Source organism: Flavobacterium soli DSM 19725, assembly GCF_000422705.1.
Taxonomy (GTDB): Bacteria; Bacteroidota; Bacteroidia; order Flavobacteriales; family Flavobacteriaceae; genus Flavobacterium; species Flavobacterium soli.
In genome coordinates, this window is sequence record NZ_AUGO01000003.1 from 190,295 (window position 1) to 209,130 (window position 18,836).

The following is an 18,836-nucleotide window of genomic DNA, read 5'->3' on the forward strand; positions in this document are numbered from 1 at the left end:
ATACTAAAATTAATCGTATTTCCTTTTGACAAACCATTTATCATTTAAAGACAAACTCAAGCTAAAGTTGAGATAATTTTCTTCTACTAAATTTTGAGCTTTTGTTCCTTTCTTTCCGTATTCTAAACCAAAATTGATATTAGAAAAAGATCCCGATATTGGAAATCCTAAACCAAATGTGACAGCTGTATCGTTAATTGATTTTTCATTGATCACCAATCCAGTGTTTTCATGTCTAAAACCAGCACGATAGGTCATTCTTTCCATGTAGCTCGTAAACGAATTATAATTTGGAATATAATACCCTCCAAAACTTATTTTAGAAGAATTTTCGAATGTTGCATTCGTAATATCATTGAATCTGTTGCCAAAATTGCTGGTGTTTTGAAATGTATACTCAGCACCAACTAACCATTTCCTAACCTCCCCAATACCTACACCCAATGCAATCTTAGAAGGAAGTTTTAAATCTGTTTTTGACGCATCAATTTCTCCAGGATCAACAATAGTCCCATTAGTCTGACTAATTATTGCAATACTTCTTTCGTTTGTAAAATTTAACTTGCTTTCTGGTGTATAAATTGCTGAGGCAAACATATCCAATTTCTTATAAATTCTTTTATTCCACATGGCTCCAGTATTAAAACTAACACCACGTATTTTTGACGTATTTAGCTCTCTTGTACCGTTTTCTATAACACTCCAAAACTCGTAGCTTGTAGTTTCGATTTCCCCAAAATTATAGTCAAGATTAGCTCCCAAGCTCAAATTTGGAGTTACTTGATAACCTATTCCTAAAAAAGCCCTATTAACACCACCCGTTCCCGAAGCTTGATTGGTTTTCATAATAGAAGTTGCATCATCTGTAGAGGATGACTGCAATTTATATCCGACTGAAGAATAAGGCATCAAACCAAAACCTACACCTACTTTGCTGCTAATTGGCAACCCTATAGCAAGATAATCGATTGTAGTCCTTCTAGGTTTCCCTTGTCCTGTATTCGTTTGTAAGTTTGTAGTTGCATACGTTCCTCCCAAGGTTAGGGTTGTTCTTTTTAATCCGGCATATCCGGCAGGATTTTGCAAATTGATGTGTGTGCTGTCTGGAAAAATACTCAATCCTCCCATAAAACGGTTTTCGGCAGTTCCTTTAAATCGAATATCCCCGATTCCGTAGAAAGAGTATGGCGATGCTGTTCCTTCTTGTGCAAATGTCCCGATAGCAAAAAGCAAACAGATGCCTACAATAACTTTTTTAATCATTTTTGACTTTATATTGAAATGTATGGTTCAAACTTTCTAATAGGAAATTTGAATTGGCAAATATGGTATTTTTTAATCGTTTAGCCAAAAAAACTGAGTCTCCACCAGTTAAAATTATGGTAAATTTTGAATATTGCTCCTTATACTGATTTATAAAACCATCAATTTCATGAACAACTCCGTTGACAACGCCAGAATGAATGGATTCATGGGTAGAACTTCCGATAAAATTTTCAGGATTTTCAATTGTCAACAAAGGCAATTTTGCAGTATAATTGTGTAAGGATTCATAACGTAGTCGAATTCCCGGAGAAATGGCACCTCCTAAATAATTATCTCCCGAATCTATAAAATCATACGTGATACAAGTTCCTGCATCAATAACCAATCTATTTTGATTGGGAAATTTTAAAACTGCACCCGCTGACAAAACCATCCTATCTATTCCTAATGTTAGTGGCGTTTCATAACTATTAAGAAAGGGAAATGAATCTTGATGTGTAATGAAATTGATTTTTATCGTATTTTCAAATACTAAAAAGTCTTCTTTTGAGATGGTTCCAACAGATGCAACGACTAAATCGGTTATGTTTTGATACTTTTTTAAAATAATTTCAATTTTTTTCTGAAGCTCTTTTTTATCAAAAACAAATTGTTCCAAAAGTATATTGTTCTCAAAAACAGCACTTTTAATTCTTGTATTTCCTACATCAACAGTTAAAATCATACTTGGAAGATTGAAGTTGCGAAGGTACGAATTCATTTTTTTAAAAAAATGTTTTGGATAACTCAAAAAAGCTTCTATATTTGCACCCGCAATCAACAAGCAGTACAGCTCGAAATTGTAACGGTACCTTAGCTCAGATGGTAGAGCAATGGACTGAAAATCCATGTGTCCCTGGTTCGATCCCTGGAGGTACCACGAAACCCGAATAGCAATATTCGGGTTTTTTGTTTTTAACAGCCAAAATTATCAATCTTTAATTCTGTTTTATTTATTACAAAACATAAATGAATTATTTGCGTAATAATATCAATTCAATTAAAAACTTCTCAAACGTAATTTATATATTTGATAGCTATTGTAGAATCAATCTCAAAAAAAATATTTCTGTATTAAAGCCTGATTTTTTGATTCACTTCAACAATTAATATTTTAATTTTATCATTCAAATGAATACAATCGTAACAGATATACATTATAAATTAACTTCCAAGAATAAGGAAATAGATTCCAAAAAATTAGTTTTGGAGTTTGCGAAAGAGCTTGGTTGGAATCCAAGTTACTTTATCCCACCATCACGTGAGGAAAAATCTAATGGATATCTTGTTATTGAGCATGGTTTACAAAACTCAGCTATTATATCTTTTCTAAATATTAGAAATGAAGAATTAACTAACATTGAAGAGGAAAATTTACTATCCCTTTCTTACAATAACCTTGTAAATTGGCATATTACAATTGACGAACGTTATGTCAATTACTATTTTATTTTAAACAAAGAGAAGCGAAAAGTTGATACACGAAAAATTGAGGTTGGAAATGAAGCAGAGGCATTAAGTATTGAAACATTCTATGAAATTATTGAAAAAAAACCCAATTCTAATATTAGAGCTCTTGATGATGTTTTAATTGAAAACATTTCGAATTGGAAAAGAATCATTTCCGCAGAATTCCATAATCAGATTGATTTAGTTTCATTATCTCATCTATTTAATACTATAATATTTCTTAGGTCTATTGAAGATAGTAAAAAAAGAAATGATGAAATTCCTCATCTAACTAAAATTTTAATTGATATAATTTCAAACAATCAAAATTCAAATTTATCACAAATTGTAATTAATGCAGAAAAGGTTTTAAATCAAATCCCAGATTTTATCGTTAGTAAAGAAAGATTAAAACTATTTGATAATTTATCACTTAACGATCTAAAAAGAATGTTTAACAGTTTTTATGAAAATGAATACAATCGTTTTAAATATGATTTTTCAATAATGACTAAACAAGCATTAAGTCGTATATATCAAAAATACGTTTCTTTATTAAGTATTTCTGATTTGGATTATAATGAAACTAATCTTTTCGGATTCTCCCCTATTCCATATGAGAAAATAAATAAACAAGCGGGAGCTTTTTACACCCCTGAATATATAGCAAGATTTTTTGCTAAATATATTTCAAAAAAATATTCTCCAAAAGAATTTGAAAATTTGAAAATTTTAGAACCTGCAGTTGGTTCAGGAATTTTTCTAAGAACGTTATTAGAAACTCAAATCGAAGAAAGAATTATTAAAAATGTTGACTTGCAAATAGACAAGCTATTTAATAATGTCATGGGAATTGATAATGATGCTAATGCTTGTTTAGCCACTAACCTTTCTTTAACTTTATTACACTATGTTTTTAACAATCAGCTTACTAAGCCTAATGTAATTCACGGCGATTCGATACCTATAATGGAGGATTTGATTAAAAAAAATGAATATGCTGACATAATTATTTCAAATCCACCATATATAAATCAAAACAAAAGAGATAAAGAATTTACAGAACCTCACAAAGAAATATTAGGTGAATTAACAAATGGAAAAGTTGATGTTTATCAAGTTTTTTTAAAACTTTCTGTCGATTTATTAAATCCAAACGGGCTTGGATTATTTGTTTTGCCACATAATTTTTTAACATCTGAAAGTTCTAAAAAATTACGTAATTATATTTTAAAGTATTGTAATATTGAAGTAGTTGCTGATTTATCAGCTATTAATGTGTTTGAAAATGTCAGTACATATACAATGCTTTTAATTCTCAGAAAAAAAGAAAATACAAATCAAATCAACTCATCATCTTGGCTTTTGAAGTGCAGGTCTTCAGTTGGTGAAGCATTAAATCAACTTCTTCATGAAAATGAATCTGACCAAAAGCAATACCAAGTATATAAAGCAAATAATTATTTTAAACTTGATAGCGAATGGTATATCTTAAATAAATCGGAATTTGATTTGCTAGCTAAAATGAAAGAGAATCGATCTATAGATGATTTTTTAAAACTTACCCAAGGCGTTGTAAGCGGTAAAGACAGTGTTTTTATTAGAAACTCAACAGACATACCGAAACAGGAAAAATCACTTTACAAACAATTTTTACCTGATAAAAAAATTAGTCAGTACATCTCCGAAAATGATAAAAATGAATTGATTTTTTATCCTTTCATTAATAACGAATTGATTGAAGAAGAAAGTCTGATAAAAGATTTTCCAATAACTTGGGATTATTTGAATAGCAATAAAAATGTTTTGTCAAATGAGAGAGGTAAAGTCATAAAAGGTCAATTAAGCTGGTGGAAACTTCATTCTGCTGGAAATTCCCAAGAAGCTAACTCTCCAAAAATAGTCGCTCCTTATCTTTCAATTACACCAAAATTTTCGTTAGACATTAAAGGAAATTTTATAACCTCACGGTCTCCTTATTTTACATTAAAAGAAAACGGAGATAGCAACTTATTATATTATTTTTTAGGAATTCTAAATTCAATTCCTTGTTATTGGACATTATCTATGCAAGCACATAAACAGGCAAGTGGATATAACATATTTACAATTAAAACTCTTAAAAAAACACCTGTGCCTGATCCAACAATAACTGAAAATTTTAGTTTAGTCAATAAAATGATTATTCTTGTAAAGAAAAGAGTTTCAGAAAAAAACAGTTTAAAACAGTTTGAGATGGAGCAAGAAATAAATAACATAGCATGTGAGTTATATAAGTTGACATCAAAGGAAAAAGATTTATTAGGTATTAATTTATGAGTATAAAAAATATCATTCAATCGGAAACAAATTTAAACTCAACAAGGAGCAATCAAATAAAAACTCTTGTTAGACATATTGCAGCCAACAACAGCATTCATGCTCAAAGGGTTGCTGCTTTATCACAACAAAAAATAATATTTTGCGTAGGCGATAATCGAATTACAGACTTGGGACAGTTCAATATTCAGAATGATATTAACGAACGTTTTAAAACCAGAAACCCAAAATTCAAAGCAAGTTATTATGAAATTTGGGATAAAATTCCATCTTCTCGAACAGACTACTCTTTAAACAGAATCTATTTTCATTTATACAGTGTTGAAAACAGAGAAGATAAGGAATATATACTACTTCATACCGATCCGAAAGATACTGACTTGACGCACGGTAACTACAAAAGAAGTCCACACCTACATATAAAGCAATCATGTGATGACATTATTCCTCATGCACATTTTGCTTTAAATATTAATGATTACGATTTAGCACTTTCTTCATTAGAAGAAATAAATAAATGCTTTCAAAATCATATTAAAATGTTAGCACATCAAATATTGAAGATATAAATAACACTAAGAATTGCTATTAGAAATCACAAATTAATTTTATACAAATCTCATTATGCAGACGATTTTGTTTGTTATTGTCCCTTAATCCCTAACCCAGAAATTCTAATAGATATCTTATATAAAAAGACATAAACTCATGTGCCCTTGGTTCTCCCGAAACTTCGGGACTGGAGGTACCACAAAACTCGAATAGTCCCGAAACTTCGGGATTCGTTTTTTTTTGTTTTTAACAGCTTTTTGGAGAATTATAAAACGTTATAAAAATTATATTCAAATCGCACCACAAAACCATTTGGAGCCGTTCGTAACATTTCACTATACAGCTCATGACGGTAGCCTAAATCAATTCTTGCCCGGCTTTTGATGATAAATTGAACTGATGGAGCGATGTCCAAATAGGATTTTCCATTTTCGTTCAGGCGTTGTCCTAAAAACTCAAGCATCAAATTAAAATTGGTTTGATCATAGCTTGTGTATTTTTTTGGAAGCATTAATTTTCCAACAGAAAAAGTATAATTCATCGCTGAACTTGACCATTCATCAGGAAATTCATAACTGCTATTGTTCATCGCTTGCTCGAAACTCAAGGAGGAACTCAAAGCTACTTTATGAAGCAATTGTGTGGCAATGATTCCACCTTCAAAACCCGAATTATGCCCGACAGTTTCAATTTCTTCCTGATGAATATCCGAATTATTGTAGCTCATTCTTCCATAAGCAGCCATGCGGAAATGTTTTTTCACTTCATCATTGTTCAGGAATTTATATTGAGCATAAATTCCGCCACCTTCAGAAACATAACCCGTTTCCCGATTACTGATATAAGCCTGGGCCTGAACCATCAATTTGCTCGAAATCCCATACCGAACTTCAGGCATAAAATGTATGTTTGTTCCGCTTTCGAATTTTTCCTTGTAAAAAGACGACATCAGCCTTGCACTTAAAAGATTTGCTGGAATGTTACTCGCTGGTTCGGTAAAAACATAGAGTTCTTGGGCTTCAACTTTACTCCCGAAAATAAAAATCATCAGTATTATTATTGCTTTTTTCATCCGAAAGAAATTAAAAAGTGACGTTATAAATTCTTTTATCGCCACTTGGTTCTAACCTGCTTTTAAGTTTTTTGAATTCTTTTGGAGAAATAAAATCCTTATCCACAATTCTGAACTCAACATCGCCATCTAGTACTTTATCTTTTATGTTTACGAAATAAAATGTTTTATCTCCTATTTCTGTTTTTTGCTGATTTTGAACTTTTAGATTATTCACATTCATGACAAACTTCAAACTTGCAACAGAAAATCCAGCCTTTTCAACCGCTTTTTGCAAGGCATCCAAATCGACTTCTTGATTGGTTTTAAATTTAATATTGAAAGTAGAAGTTTCAACATCACTGTCAACTTCCTCGATAAACGAGATGGTTTTCAATGATTTGTAGATAGAATTACTGCACATGCTACACGTTAGTCCGCTTGCCTGAAGACTGGCACTTTTTATTTGCCCGATTCCTAAAATAGGAAGTAGCATCATTAGTATGATTAAAATTATTTTTTTCATTTTGAATATAGATTGAAGCACGACGACGGATCATCGTGCTTGTTAGTAACAAATTAGTTCGAAATTATTCTGGAGAATTTTATTTGGTAGTTTTTGCTGGACGTTCATATTGGCAACAACCGTGCAAAGCATCATACACTTCATCTTTAGCCGTGTACTTGTCACTGTCATAACCTGCATCTGCTACTTTTTTGAGGATTGCGTCTTGCGAAGTTTTTTTTGTGTCATACGTTATGGTAAGCATTGCGGTTTCGACATTCCAATCAGCCTTTGAAATTCCTTTTTCGTTTGCAGCCGTTTCAATTTTCTTTTTGCACATCCCACAATTGCCGTATACTTTTACTGTTTCGGTTTTTGCATTTTTAATTTGTGCTTCGCAACTAGTCAAGGAGAATACAACCATTATTCCCATTAGTATTTTATTGAATGTTTTCATTTTGATCTATTTTAGGATTTAATTTTAGAAATGTGTAAATACACGAATAATCCGTTCTGCAACTGGTGCATCGGATTTCAAATTAAAACTGTAAAATCAAATTCTGAAAACGCTGTTCAGCAAATAAAGGGGTTCCCGATAGAGATTGGGGGGATGAAAAATTGAATAATTAATCCTGTCTATGCTTTTATAAGCAATAGGATTTTGAAAAACAAAAGGCTTTTCAATTTGAAGAACAAAAGCATTACTGAATTTTTGAGAAAATAATTCTGCTTTTTGCTGACTGTCGTCTATTTTAAAGGTTTGCTGTTTATCTTCACAACAGCCTTTTTTCATTTTATTTGGAGAACAGAAACACTTCTTTTTCTCCGATAATTGATGTGACACCGAAACCAATTCGCCTCCACAATAATGCATTGAAACATTGACTCCAATTGCTGGAATCACGTACAAGAACATTAATAAGATTGCGAAAAACCTTTTCATTATCAACTAATTATTGAGCAAAATTACACAAATCAGAATATATTTTTACTTAAATTGAGTTAAATTACTTTTTACAGCAATTATCAAGTCCCTCATAGGCAACTTCATCTGCTTTAAAATCATCGGCATCATATCCAAGCTTGGTGATGGCTGTTTTTATTTTTAGCAAATCGGTCTTTTTTGTATTGTACACTACCTCGATATTCATTTCCTTTTCATCAAGTGTCACCATCTGAATTCCTTTTTCACGAAGCAATACTTTCTGAAATCTTTCACCACAAGTTTCGCATTTTGCACAATGGTTGCAATAAATATTGGTTTTGATGATTGCTCTTTCAACCGCTTTTTGCTTTTGTGAAAATGCATTTCCAGAGCACACAATAAGAGTGAATATCAATAAAAATTGCTTTAGAATCTTCATATTTTATCGTTTTGTTTGTTCGCAAATATAAGAATTCATTTCACTTTACGTCAACCTCAACAAATTCAAGTATTAAAATATATATTTTGTGATTTCTTTTTTTGCCAGTTCACATTTGAAAAAGTATCTTTGCAAAAGTTTTAAAAAACCAAATGAAAGCCTTGAACGCTACTCAAAATACACTTTCGCTTAAATCTATTTTTACTGATTTCAAAGAAATCACTAAAGCAGGTTTGGCTGTTAGCGTTGTTTTTTCGTCTTTGGCGGGTTATCTTCTTGGAGTTTTTGATTTTAATGCTTCAAGCTGGACGACTTTAATAATGCTTGCCGTAGGCGGTTATTGCATGGTAGGAGCCTCGAATGCTTTCAATCAGATCATAGAAAAAGACCTCGACAAGTTAATGGATCGAACCAAAAACCGTCCTATTCCTGCCGAAAGAATGTCTACAACCACGGCATTTATTATCGCGTGTCTTTTAACCATTATCGGACTTACCATTTTATACAACATCAACCCAAAAACAGCAATGTTTGGAGCGGTTTCGATATTTCTTTACACAAGTGCTTATACGCCACTGAAAACCGTGACTTCGTTATCAGTTTTTGTTGGAGCGATTCCTGGAGCGATTCCGTTTATGCTAGGTTGGGTTGCTGCTACAGATGATTTCGGAATTGAAGCTGGAACCTTATTCCTTATTCAATTTTTCTGGCAATTTCCTCATTTTTGGTCCATCGGATGGTTTTTATATGAAGATTATGAAAAGGCTGGATTCTTTATGCTTCCAACAGGAAAAAAAGATAAAACTACAGCTTTACAAACCATTTTATATACCGTTTGGCTAATTGGAGCTTCCTTACTTCCTGTTTTAGGCTATACCGGACGATTATATTTGACACCAATTGCTGCAATAATTGTATTTTTGCTAGGAATTTGGATGTTAGTATATGCTGTAAAGCTATACAATTCCAGAACCGCAAAAGCAGCAAAAACATTGATGCTTGTGAGTGTTTCCTATATTACCCTATTACAAATTGTTTATATTCTAGATAAATTTTTACGATAATTATGCAAATGACATTTCAAGAACATAAAGACAAAAATGCTCGTTCAAAAAAACTGCTTTTGTGGTTTGCAATGATTAGCATGATAATGGTTTTCGCAGGATTGACAAGTGCCTATGTTGTAAGCAAATCAAGAGCCGACTGGAAAAGTTTTGAATTACCATCAGCATTTGTTTTAAGTACAGCAGTTATATTGTTGAGCAGCCTTACTTTTCATTTGGCAAAAAAAGCAATAGAAAAAGACAAAAGAAGCCAAACAACTGGACTACTTTTAGCAACCTTGGCTTTGGGAATTTTATTTGTAATCCTTCAATTTGAAGGATTTAAAGAATTGATCAAAATAGGACTATACCCAACAGGACCAACAAGTACTGTGACAACTTCTTTCTTATATGTAGTTGTTGTGGTACACCTTGCCCACTTGGCAGGAGGATTACTTTCTATTTTAGTTGTAATTTATAATCATTTTAAACAAAAATACAAATCAGGTCAAACCCTTGGATTAGAGCTAGGTGCGATGTTTTGGCACTTTCTCGATTTTCTATGGCTGTATTTGTTTTTATTTTTATATTTCTTTAAATAAGAAAAAAACGTAAATTTGGGAACTTTTTAACGAATTAATTTTATGGGAACGACAGTTACTACTGCAAAAAGCGAAGGTACAACTTGGGGTGGCGGAAATGAGCCAATGGGAGCCAGCTACGGTAAATTGATGATGTGGTTTTTCATCGTATCGGATGCTTTAACCTTTTCTGGATTTCTTGCCGCATATGGTTTTTCTAGATTTAAATTTATAGAAACTTGGCCTTTGCCAGACGAAGTTTTTAATCACTTTCCTTTTATGCATGGCGTTAATGCACCAATGTATTATGTGGCATTAATGACATTTATTTTGATCTTTTCATCTGTAACCATGGTTTTGGCAGTTGATGCTGGACATCATTTAAAGAAAAGCAAAGTGGCTTTTTATATGTTCCTTACCATCATTGGTGGTTTGATATTCGTTGGATCTCAGGCTTGGGAGTGGAAAAACTTCATCAAGGGAGAGTATGGTGCCATCGAAACCAAAGGCGGAAGTCTTTTACAATTTGTTGACAATACGGGAAAAAGAGTAAAACTTGAAGAATTTGCAGCAATTTTACCAGAAGACAGAGTTCAAGATACTAGAGACAAAGGCGTTTGGTTTTCTAGCGAAGGTTCTTTACCAACGTATTCCGTTGCAGAAGTTCAAGCGGGTTTCAAAGCACATCCTGAATTGTTAATTAGAACAGAGGTGATTTATGAAGGATCGAAAGAACAAAAAGCAGATAAAAAACTTCACCCTACATTAAACAGCAAGAAAAAACAAAAATCCATTCTTACAAGAGAAGAATCAGAAGCAATGTTAGCTAACGCTCATTATGTTGTGGAAGGAGCTAATCTGACAAGAAACGAATACGGAAGCAAATTGTTTGCCGATTTCTTCTTCTTTATAACAGGTTTCCACGGTTTCCACGTATTTTCTGGAGTTGTAATCAATATCATTATTTTCTTTAATGTAATTCTTGGAACTTATGAAAAAAGAAGAAGCTACGAAATGGTAGAAAAAGTTGGACTTTACTGGCACTTCGTGGATTTAGTTTGGGTATTTGTATTCACATTCTTCTATTTAGTTTAATTTCAAAAAAGTAAATTATTATGTCACACGAACACGTTTCTAATACAAAAAGAATTTGGATGGTTTTTGGATTATTATCTGTAGTAACAACTGTAGAGGTAATTCTTGGTATCCTAAAACCAGAAGCATTGCACATGAACAATTTCTTGTCAATGAATTTATTAAATTGGATTTTCATCATCTTGACAATTTATAAAGCATATTATATTGTTTGGGCATTTATGCACATGGAAGGCGAAAAATCAAGCCTAAGATGGTCCGTTGTTGCACCATTAATCTTTTTAGTTTTATACCTAGTTTTCATCCTTTTGGTTGAAGCCGATTATATTTACGAGGTTTTTAAAAATGCCACTATCAAATGGAATTTTTAACATCATATTAATTCACAAAAAAAGGGACGCTTTGCGTTCCTTTTTTTATTTTTGCACTACAATAATTTCAAATCCAAGATGAAAAAAAATCTAGTTCTTTTTTCGCTGTTTGTTTTGCCAATCGTAGCCTATATATTTTTTGCTTCTGGAGTAAATACTTTTTCAACATTGCCAACCTTGACTCCAAAAATTCAAGATCTTGGAAATTGGAAATCGCTTACGGGAGAAAAAGTAACATTGGACAAAAAGATTACCATTCTAGGATTTTCAGGCGCTGAACTTTTAAAAAATAGAGGCAACTATTTTAATCTGAACCAAAAAATCTACCAACGTTACCACAAATTCAATGATTTGCAATTTGTAGTAGTTTGCCCAATCGGAACAGAAAAAGACGCCATTTATATTCTTGACAAATTAGGCGAAATTACGGATGTCGCACAATGGAAATTCGTTTTTGCAAAGCCACAGGAAATACAAGCCTATTACAACCAATTACAATTAAGAGAAAAGCTAGACGAACATCTTGGAACTGCAAATGTGTATATCGTTGACAAGGAAAGAAACTTGAGAGGACGAAAAGTGCAGGATGAAAAAGAATATAAAGAAGGTTACAGCACATTTCACATTTCGGAATTAAGCAATGAAATGCTGGATGATTTCAAGATCATTCTTTATGAATACCGTGCCGCTTTGAAGAAGAACAACAACGCTTCAAGAAAAATTTAATACTTCACTTATTTTGAAAAACAAATCATACATCTGGGTTTCGCTCATCATCTTAATTTTTGGAATTCTGGTAATTCCTAAAATTGTTGATAGAGTAAAAAACAACGAAATCGTGAAAGGCGATAGATTAAATACGGTTACTTCACACAAAGAAAGCGGCTTGGCAAAAATTGGTCCAGCACCAAAATTTATTCTTACCGACCAAAACAAGAAACAGGTTTCAAACTCAACCTATGCTGGAAAAGTATATGTCTTGGAATTTTTCTTTTCGACTTGCCCTACCATTTGCCCGAAGATGAATGCCAATTTAAAGACGGTTCAGCAGGAATTTGCAGGAAACAATAATTTCGGAATAGCTTCCATAACAATTAATCCAGAAAATGACACGCCCGAAGTTTTAAAGAAACACGCCGAAGAATTAGGTTTCACATCTGACAATTGGCATTTCCTGACAGGAGACAAAGATTATATCTATCAAATTGCAAACAAAGGTTTCAATATGTATGCTGGCGAAAATGCTAAAGCGAACGGAGGTTTTGAACACTCCGGACTTTTTGCTTTGATTGACAAAAATGGAAATATAAGATGCCGTGAGGACGAATTTGGAAACCCAATTCTGTATTATGACGGATTAGAAGAAAAAGGAATCAAAACTTTAAAAGAAGATATTAAATTATTATTAGAAGAATAAGATGGAGAATAATTTGAATGCAGTAGAATTGAAATACAGAAAATGGATTATCATATTATCAGTAGCGATTCCTTTAGTAGTAGCACTTTTATTTGGTGTGAAATTAAAAGATTTTGGATATGATGTAGAACCGCTTTCCTTCCTTCCTCCTATTTATGCAACCATAAATGGAATCACGGCAGTTTTGCTAATTACAGCAGTTTGGGCTATCAAAAACGGAAAAAGACAATTGCACGAAAATTTAATGAAAACGGCAATTGCTTGTTCAGTGGCGTTTTTAGGAATGTATGTTGCCTATCACATGACGGCTGATTCAACAAAATTTGGTGGCGAAGGAACAATAAAATACATCTATTATTTTATCCTTTTCACACACATTATTCTTTCTGTAATCATCATTCCTTTCGTATTGATAACTTACGTTAGAGCCTTAGCAGAACGTTTCGACAAGCACAAAAAATTGGCCAGAATCACTTACCCAATGTGGTTATATGTTGCCGTAACTGGTGTTATTGTTTACCTAATGATATCTCCATATTATGCCCATTAAAAATAAATACAACTGGACCAGCAAAGCTTTAGACAAAACAATATTTGTCATTTGCTTTTTGTTTTTTGGAATTTCATCCAATGCCCAATGTGCCATGTGCCGTGCCGTTCTAGAAACCGAAGAAGGTGGCGTAAAAGCGGAAGCAGTTAACGACGGAATTGTCTATTTAATGGCCTTTCCATATGTTTTAGTTGGGATTTTAGGCTACGTAATCTACAAAACAAGACAGAAAAAGAAAGCCTAAATTCTATTTCAAGCCATCAACAGTAACGCTAACTTCTCCATTAACAGATAGAAAAGCAACTATCGCTTTATTTGTTAGTTGCACTTCTTTAAAAACAATATCCTCCATTTTTCCGTTCACAAAAACACCTGGCATTGGTGAGAAGTTGTTCAGATACTTCAGCATGGTTTGTTTTCCTTCTTCCAAATTTGGTTGAATCGAATAACGGCAACTTTCCTCCATTTTTTTCAAAATCATGCCCGAAGCTAGCCAATTTGCGGTTCTAATCAATTTGCTTTTAGTATCTATTGCATAATCCAATTTATCGAAATAAATCTCTTTTGTAGCTTCATTATATTGAGGAAAACCAGTCAAATAAACCGTTCCATTCAAACTTCCCGACAAATCTAAGGCAATAACCATCTTGTCGTTTTTGTGCCAAAGTGCCACATTCAAGACTTTCACTTTCTTGCTTCCAGAGCCAAACTCCTGTCCTTGAAAATTCTTAGTCATCACTTTCGAAGCATCTTGATAAGTAGAAACCGCTACGATATTTGCCGTGAAATTATCGGGCATTTTAGCAACCGGCTTCAACACAATCTTATTTCGATCAAACTTACTCACAGGTTTTTGACCAACCAAAGTTTCAATCGTACATTTTAAACCCATCTGCATGTTGATTGCTTGTCCTTTTAAAACCGCTTCTGTCGTATACAATTCAACCGGAACAATTCGCAACCAGCTTTCATATTCGGCACTCATTTCATTTGGAGTACAAATCGTTTCCAAAGCATCCAAAACATTCGGTTTGAAATCCAAAGATTTCTGAATCGCATCATCAATACTTTTTTCAATCTTTGACTTAAAAAGTTTGATTGCAGGATTAATCGCATACGTAATCGGCACTTTCTTTCCCAAAACATTCATCGACGGACTTTCCTTCCAATCCACCGATTTGAATTCGGTATTCGTTTTTAATTTCCAGTTCGTCAACGCCACCTCACTCATCAACGTCACCACACCATTAAAGTTGAATTCCTTCGTTTCATAAAGCGAAATTCCAAGTTTATCAGTTCCAATTCTATATTTCACATAAGCCTTCAAAGGCAAAACCGTCTTGATTTTTCCGCCTACATTCTCAATCGAAATCGGAGCCTGTTTCCATATTTTCAAAATATAATCATCATCCTCAATCTTGTTGTCTTCATAAATCAACCCGCTCATCAGCTTATTCGTCTGATTTTCAATATCCTTTATTTTTATCGTGATTGGCATACTGATAAATGATGGCTTATTATCATAAATCAAAGGTGTAGCATCGTCCGGCTCTGGTTTCAAGGTTTCAATCTTCTGAGTAGAAGAACATCCTAAGAAAAATAAAACAATAAAAATGGAAAGAAAATAATATCTGATGGTTAACATATTGATTGCTATTTTAAAACACCAAAATTAGAGAATTGCAACATACAAATGATAAAAATTTGGAGCGAATCATTTGGGCGTTTTTGGAATCCATTTTCCCGCCTTCCTTCCAAATCTTTTTTATTTTTGGCAGCAAAAACAAAAAGGATTTTCCCTCAAGTCGGGGCTAGATAACTTTTCATATTCACTTTGGAAACATCCCAAAAATATAATTCAACTAAAATGTAACATTTCAGCTTCTTTTGCGTCTTAATAGAGTGCAAGTAATTGAATTATTAACAGATTTTTATTACAACTCAATTTTTCAAATTCTTAATATTGCTCTCAAAATTATCCAAAAATGATTGAAATCAAAGACCTTCACAAATCCTACAAGACTGGAAAATCAGAACTACACGTTTTAAAAGGAATCAATTTTAGTGTAAAAGAAGGCGAATTGGTAGCAATCATGGGATCATCTGGTTCAGGAAAATCTACACTTTTAAATATTCTTGGAATACTAGACGAAGCTGATTCTGGGACTTATGTTTTAGATGGCGTTCCCATAAAAAATCTCAACGAGACACTTGCTTCTCAATACAGAAACAAATTCCTGGGATTTGTATTTCAATCCTTCAACCTTATCAATTATAAATCAGCCTTGGATAATGTAGCCTTACCTTTATATTATCAAGGAATCAAAAGCAAGGAACGAAACGAAATTGCAATGAGCTACTTGAAAAAAGTCGGACTTGAAACCCATTCACACCATTTGCCAAATGAATTATCAGGAGGACAAAAACAACGTGTAGCAATTGCAAGAGCGATGGCTTCCCACCCAAAAGTATTGTTGGCCGATGAACCAACAGGAGCTTTGGATACCAAAACTTCCTACGAAGTAATGGAACTTATTCAAGGCATCAACGATGAAGGGAAAACTATACTAATCGTGACACACGAACCCGATATTGCTGCAATGTGCAAGCGAAATGTGATCCTGCGAGATGGATTAATTGTAGAAGACAAATACATTACACAACAAAGAGTTACAGCAAATGTTTAATATCGAACGATGGCAGGAAATATTCGAAGCAATCAGCAAGAATAAGTTAAGAACTTTTCTTACTGGTGTTTCTGTAGCGTCTGGAATTTTCATTCTCGTTATATTATTAGGAGCTGGAAAAGGAATCCAAAACGGCATTCAAAACCAGTTTGCTCAAGATGCTACAAATAGAATTTCGATCTGGCCAGGAAATACTTCAAAAGAATATAAAGGTTTAGGAATTGGAAGGGAAACCAAACTTAAAAACCGCGATTATGAAATCGTAACCCAAAAATTTGAAGATTACATCGATAACAAATCCGCTATTTATTCGGTTTGGAGCGGTAATATTGTTTTTGGAAAAGAAACAGGAACCTACAGAGTTGAGGGTGTAAACCCTAACTATCAATTTATAGAAAATGCTTCAATCGTAGAAGGTCGTTTCATCAATTTGAGTGACATCGAAAACTATGAAAAAGCGGCAGTCATTGGAAAAAAAGTAGCAACTGATTTATTTAAAGAAAAAAATAAACCTCTTGGACAAAGCATCAATATTTCGGGAATGATGTACAAAGTGGTTGGTGTTTTCACTGATCCAGGTGGCGAACGAGAAGAACAGCGTGTTTTCATTCCGCTTTCAACTGCCCAAAAAGCCTATAGTGCTGGAGATAACATACGAAGTATGGCTTTCACAATGCCAAAAGAAACTAATTTCAACAAGGCTGTAGCCGAATCAAAAAAATTCACTGAAGAACTCGGAAAAGTTTTGAAGAAACGACACATGATCGCTCCAGACGATGAAAGTGCATTGTTTATCAACAACTCATTGGAAGAAGCTAAAAAAATCTACCAAATGACCGATATTATTCAAGCTTTCTTTTGGTTTGTTGGAATCTTGACCATAATTGCTGGCGTTGTAGGAGTTGGAAACATCATGTTGATTGTTGTAAAAGAAAGAACAAAGGAAATAGGAATCAGGAAAGCTTTAGGAGCTTCCCCAGCTTCTATAATCGCTATGATATTACAAGAATCGATTTTTATAACGCTAATTTCAGGTTTTATGGGACTGATTTTAGGACTTCTGGTTTGGGCTGGAATTGGTCCATCTGTGGAGAGTGATTTTTTCTCACATCCAGAAGTTGATTTCAATATTGCCTTAACAACCGTAATATTATTGACTGTTGCTGGAGCATTTGCGGGATTTATTCCGGCCTATAAAGCGGCAAAAATTAAACCAATTGTAGCACTAAGAGACGAATAATATGTTCAATAGAGACAGATGGAATGAAATACTTGAAGCCCTTTCGGCAAAACCATTACGTACTTTTATTACGGCATTTGGTGTGTTTTGGGGTATTACAATCTTGGTTATTCTTCTAGCAGCAAGTAAAGGATTGGAAAATGGTGTAAAAAAAGGATTTGGTGGAATGTCAACGAACTCCATGTTTGTTTGGGCAAATTCCACTTCAAAACCTTACAAAGGCTTACCACAAGGAAGATTTTTCAATTATAAAAACGGGGATGTTGACGCTATAAAAAGAGAATTTAAAGATTTACTATATGTCTCTCCTCGAAATCAATTAGGTGGCTTTCGCGGAAGCAACAATGTGATTAGAGGCACAAAAACTGGAGCTTATAACGTGTATGGCGATTACCCAGAATTCATTATGCAACAGCCGATGAAAATCCTCAAAGGACGTTTTCTCAATTATGAAGACATTAGTCAAAGGCGAAAAATTGCTGTTATTGGTGAAGGAATAATACGCGAAATGTATAAGCCTGAAGAAGAAGTTTTGGGGAGTTATGTCAAAATAAACGGTGTCAACTTTATGGTTGTGGGAGTTTACAAAAGCATCTCAAACATGGGTGGTGATGCCGAAGAAAGCCAGAAGCAAATTTTTACGCCTTTTACAAGCTTTCAACAAGCGTTTAATTATGGAGATGTTGTAGGATGGATGGCAATTACTGCAAAAGAAGGTGTTCCCATTACCGATTTAAAACCGAAAATTTTCGATTTATTGAAATCCCGACATACCATAGATCCAAAAGATGACAGGGCTATTGGAAATTTTGACTTGTATGCAGAATATTCAAAAATCAACGGTTTGTTTGTTATTTTAACTGTAGTTTCATTTGTAGTTGGAGGATTAGTGCTGTTTTCCGGAGTTATCGGAATTATCAATATCATGCTAATTGTCGTAAAAGAAAGAACCAAAGAAATTGGAATCCGTAGAGCTTTAGGTGCAACTCCTTGGGACATTAGGTTACAAATTCTAACAGAATCAGTCGTCCTATCTTTAATTGCAGGAATGGCTGGAATCATATTTTCAACAGGAATTATCGCAATTGCTAATTCTATTTTAGATGGCATTCCAGATTCCTCACAAGTAATGTTTGCCAATCCAAGCATAAGTCTTGGAATTGTAGTTGCAGCTTTGACAATACTAGTTGTTGCCGGATTGATAGCGGGATTTATTCCTGCTCAAACAGCCATCAAAACAAAACCAATTGACGCATTAAGAACCGAATAAAAAAATCATCAAAACAAAAATTAGATACTTTTTAGAT

The 18,836-nt window shown here is 33.4% G+C and carries 21 protein-coding genes and 1 tRNA gene; 14 read left to right on the plus strand and 8 right to left on the minus strand.

The genetic code is table 11. From position 1 onward, the window contains the following. Positions 1-9: 9 nt before the first annotated feature. Both G508_RS0106310 and G508_RS0106315 read right to left on the minus strand, forming a co-directional pair. Positions 10-1,263, minus strand: coding sequence for an OmpP1/FadL family transporter (locus G508_RS0106310; protein WP_026704524.1), 1,254 nt, complete (start codon positions 1,261-1,263; stop codon positions 10-12). Beyond that, positions 1,256-1,990, minus strand: a complete 735-nt coding sequence (locus tag G508_RS0106315; protein ID WP_026704525.1) for a type III pantothenate kinase — start codon at positions 1,988-1,990, stop codon at positions 1,256-1,258. Before G508_RS0106315 ends, G508_RS0106310 begins: the two co-directional genes overlap by 8 nt. A gap of 122 nt (positions 1,991-2,112) precedes the next feature. Between G508_RS0106315 and G508_RS0106320 the strand changes: the two genes are divergently transcribed. The 3 genes from G508_RS0106320 (at position 2,113) to G508_RS0106330 (ending at position 5,642) form a co-directional block, all read left to right on the plus strand. Continuing rightward, positions 2,113-2,185, plus strand: a tRNA-Phe gene (locus tag G508_RS0106320). Between the two features lie 251 nt (positions 2,186-2,436). Beyond that, a complete protein-coding gene (locus G508_RS0106325; protein WP_026704526.1) occupies positions 2,437-5,073 on the plus strand; it encodes an Eco57I restriction-modification methylase domain-containing protein in 2,637 nt (878 codons plus the stop codon). Then, complete coding sequence (locus G508_RS0106330) at positions 5,070-5,642, plus strand: hypothetical protein (RefSeq protein WP_026704527.1); 573 nt, start codon at positions 5,070-5,072, stop codon at positions 5,640-5,642. The genes G508_RS0106325 and G508_RS0106330 overlap by 4 nt, the downstream gene beginning before the upstream one ends. A gap of 248 nt (positions 5,643-5,890) precedes the next feature. Here G508_RS0106330 and G508_RS0106335 read toward each other — a convergent pair whose 3' ends face one another. The 5 genes from G508_RS0106335 to G508_RS18665 form a co-directional block, all read right to left on the minus strand. Then, complete coding sequence (locus G508_RS0106335; protein WP_026704528.1) at positions 5,891-6,697, minus strand: hypothetical protein; 807 nt, start codon at positions 6,695-6,697, stop codon at positions 5,891-5,893. Between the two features lie 10 nt (positions 6,698-6,707). Continuing rightward, the gene (locus tag G508_RS0106340; RefSeq protein ID WP_157485890.1) at positions 6,708-7,202 is read right to left on the minus strand and encodes a heavy-metal-associated domain-containing protein; all 495 of its coding nucleotides are present in this window, start codon (positions 7,200-7,202) and stop codon (positions 6,708-6,710) included. 79 nt (positions 7,203-7,281) lie between these two features. Next, complete coding sequence (locus G508_RS18655; RefSeq protein ID WP_035694312.1) at positions 7,282-7,638, minus strand: heavy-metal-associated domain-containing protein; 357 nt, start codon at positions 7,636-7,638, stop codon at positions 7,282-7,284. Between the two features lie 96 nt (positions 7,639-7,734). After that, the gene (locus G508_RS19475; protein WP_051197481.1) at positions 7,735-8,124 is read right to left on the minus strand and encodes an HYC_CC_PP family protein; all 390 of its coding nucleotides are present in this window, start codon (positions 8,122-8,124) and stop codon (positions 7,735-7,737) included. Between the two features lie 64 nt (positions 8,125-8,188). Further along, complete coding sequence (locus G508_RS18665) at positions 8,189-8,545, minus strand: heavy-metal-associated domain-containing protein (protein WP_035694313.1); 357 nt, start codon at positions 8,543-8,545, stop codon at positions 8,189-8,191. Between the two features lie 161 nt (positions 8,546-8,706). Here G508_RS18665 and cyoE point away from each other — a divergent pair, with 161 nt between their 5' ends. The 8 genes from cyoE (at position 8,707) to G508_RS0106395 (ending at position 13,846) form a co-directional block, all read left to right on the plus strand. After that, positions 8,707-9,609 carry a heme o synthase gene (gene cyoE, locus G508_RS0106360; protein ID WP_026704530.1) on the plus strand — a complete coding sequence of 301 codons (903 nt, stop codon included), beginning with the start codon at positions 8,707-8,709 and terminating at the stop codon, positions 9,607-9,609. Positions 9,610-9,617: 8 nt separating this feature from the next. Further along, positions 9,618-10,190, plus strand: coding sequence for a cytochrome c oxidase subunit 3 (locus G508_RS0106365; RefSeq protein WP_245569850.1), 573 nt, complete (start codon positions 9,618-9,620; stop codon positions 10,188-10,190). A gap of 42 nt (positions 10,191-10,232) precedes the next feature. Beyond that, positions 10,233-11,264 carry a cytochrome c oxidase subunit 3 gene (locus G508_RS0106370; protein WP_026704532.1) on the plus strand — a complete coding sequence of 344 codons (1,032 nt, stop codon included), beginning with the start codon at positions 10,233-10,235 and terminating at the stop codon, positions 11,262-11,264. A gap of 20 nt (positions 11,265-11,284) precedes the next feature. Continuing rightward, positions 11,285-11,635, plus strand: coding sequence for a cytochrome C oxidase subunit IV family protein (locus G508_RS0106375; protein WP_026704533.1), 351 nt, complete (start codon positions 11,285-11,287; stop codon positions 11,633-11,635). A 78-nt stretch (positions 11,636-11,713) separates the two neighbouring features. Next, a complete protein-coding gene (locus G508_RS0106380) occupies positions 11,714-12,361 on the plus strand; it encodes a hypothetical protein (protein ID WP_026704534.1) in 648 nt (215 codons plus the stop codon). Between the two features lie 10 nt (positions 12,362-12,371). Continuing rightward, the gene (locus tag G508_RS0106385) at positions 12,372-13,052 is read left to right on the plus strand and encodes an SCO family protein (protein ID WP_026704535.1); all 681 of its coding nucleotides are present in this window, start codon (positions 12,372-12,374) and stop codon (positions 13,050-13,052) included. A 1-nt stretch (position 13,053) separates the two neighbouring features. After that, complete coding sequence (locus G508_RS0106390) at positions 13,054-13,602, plus strand: DUF420 domain-containing protein (RefSeq protein ID WP_026704536.1); 549 nt, start codon at positions 13,054-13,056, stop codon at positions 13,600-13,602. Then, on the plus strand, positions 13,592-13,846 hold the full coding sequence (locus G508_RS0106395; RefSeq protein WP_245569851.1) for a hypothetical protein: 255 nt from the start codon (positions 13,592-13,594) through the stop codon (positions 13,844-13,846). The genes G508_RS0106390 and G508_RS0106395 overlap by 11 nt, the downstream gene beginning before the upstream one ends. A gap of 3 nt (positions 13,847-13,849) precedes the next feature. Here G508_RS0106395 and G508_RS0106400 read toward each other — a convergent pair whose 3' ends face one another. Then, the gene (locus G508_RS0106400) at positions 13,850-15,247 is read right to left on the minus strand and encodes a DUF4403 family protein (RefSeq protein ID WP_157485892.1); all 1,398 of its coding nucleotides are present in this window, start codon (positions 15,245-15,247) and stop codon (positions 13,850-13,852) included. 340 nt (positions 15,248-15,587) lie between these two features. Here G508_RS0106400 and G508_RS0106405 point away from each other — a divergent pair, with 340 nt between their 5' ends. Genes G508_RS0106405 through G508_RS0106415 form a run of 3 tightly spaced genes read left to right on the plus strand, consistent with a single transcriptional unit; the run spans position 15,588 to position 18,799 of the window. Further along, positions 15,588-16,289 (plus strand): ABC transporter ATP-binding protein, encoded by a 702-nt coding sequence (locus G508_RS0106405; protein ID WP_026704539.1) that lies wholly within the window; start codon positions 15,588-15,590, stop codon positions 16,287-16,289. Further along, positions 16,282-17,529: an ABC transporter permease gene (locus G508_RS0106410; RefSeq protein ID WP_026704540.1), complete on the plus strand. Its 1,248-nt coding sequence runs from the start codon at positions 16,282-16,284 to the stop codon at positions 17,527-17,529. The genes G508_RS0106405 and G508_RS0106410 overlap by 8 nt, the downstream gene beginning before the upstream one ends. A gap of 1 nt (position 17,530) precedes the next feature. Then, positions 17,531-18,799, plus strand: a complete 1,269-nt coding sequence (locus tag G508_RS0106415) for an ABC transporter permease (protein ID WP_026704541.1) — start codon at positions 17,531-17,533, stop codon at positions 18,797-18,799. Positions 18,800-18,836 lie beyond the last annotated feature (37 nt).

Excerpts from the sequence above, each read along its gene's own strand:
- G508_RS0106415 (WP_026704541.1), top strand. The coding sequence starts at position 17,531 with ATGTTCAATAGAGACAGATGGAATGAAATACTTGAAGCCCTTTCGGCA.
- G508_RS0106370 (WP_026704532.1), top strand. The coding sequence starts at position 10,233 with ATGGGAACGACAGTTACTACTGCAAAAAGCGAAGGTACAACTTGGGGT.
- G508_RS0106400 (WP_157485892.1), bottom strand. The coding sequence starts at position 15,247 with ATGTTAACCATCAGATATTATTTTCTTTCCATTTTTATTGTTTTATTT.
- G508_RS0106335 (WP_026704528.1), bottom strand. The coding sequence starts at position 6,697 with ATGAAAAAAGCAATAATAATACTGATGATTTTTATTTTCGGGAGTAAA.
- G508_RS18665 (WP_035694313.1), bottom strand. The coding sequence starts at position 8,545 with ATGAAGATTCTAAAGCAATTTTTATTGATATTCACTCTTATTGTGTGC.
- G508_RS0106310 (WP_026704524.1), bottom strand. The coding sequence starts at position 1,263 with ATGATTAAAAAAGTTATTGTAGGCATCTGTTTGCTTTTTGCTATCGGG.
- G508_RS0106380 (WP_026704534.1), top strand. The coding sequence starts at position 11,714 with ATGAAAAAAAATCTAGTTCTTTTTTCGCTGTTTGTTTTGCCAATCGTA.
- G508_RS0106410 (WP_026704540.1), top strand. The coding sequence starts at position 16,282 with ATGTTTAATATCGAACGATGGCAGGAAATATTCGAAGCAATCAGCAAG.
- G508_RS19475 (WP_051197481.1), bottom strand. The coding sequence starts at position 8,124 with ATGAAAAGGTTTTTCGCAATCTTATTAATGTTCTTGTACGTGATTCCA.
- G508_RS0106395 (WP_245569851.1), top strand. The coding sequence starts at position 13,592 with ATGCCCATTAAAAATAAATACAACTGGACCAGCAAAGCTTTAGACAAA.
- G508_RS0106390 (WP_026704536.1), top strand. The coding sequence starts at position 13,054 with ATGGAGAATAATTTGAATGCAGTAGAATTGAAATACAGAAAATGGATT.
- G508_RS0106340 (WP_157485890.1), bottom strand. The coding sequence starts at position 7,202 with ATGAAAAAAATAATTTTAATCATACTAATGATGCTACTTCCTATTTTA.
- G508_RS0106325 (WP_026704526.1), top strand. The coding sequence starts at position 2,437 with ATGAATACAATCGTAACAGATATACATTATAAATTAACTTCCAAGAAT.
- G508_RS18655 (WP_035694312.1), bottom strand. The coding sequence starts at position 7,638 with ATGAAAACATTCAATAAAATACTAATGGGAATAATGGTTGTATTCTCC.
- G508_RS0106315 (WP_026704525.1), bottom strand. The coding sequence starts at position 1,990 with ATGATTTTAACTGTTGATGTAGGAAATACAAGAATTAAAAGTGCTGTT.
- G508_RS0106375 (WP_026704533.1), top strand. The coding sequence starts at position 11,285 with ATGTCACACGAACACGTTTCTAATACAAAAAGAATTTGGATGGTTTTT.
- G508_RS0106330 (WP_026704527.1), top strand. The coding sequence starts at position 5,070 with ATGAGTATAAAAAATATCATTCAATCGGAAACAAATTTAAACTCAACA.
- G508_RS0106365 (WP_245569850.1), top strand. The coding sequence starts at position 9,618 with ATGACATTTCAAGAACATAAAGACAAAAATGCTCGTTCAAAAAAACTG.
- G508_RS0106405 (WP_026704539.1), top strand. The coding sequence starts at position 15,588 with ATGATTGAAATCAAAGACCTTCACAAATCCTACAAGACTGGAAAATCA.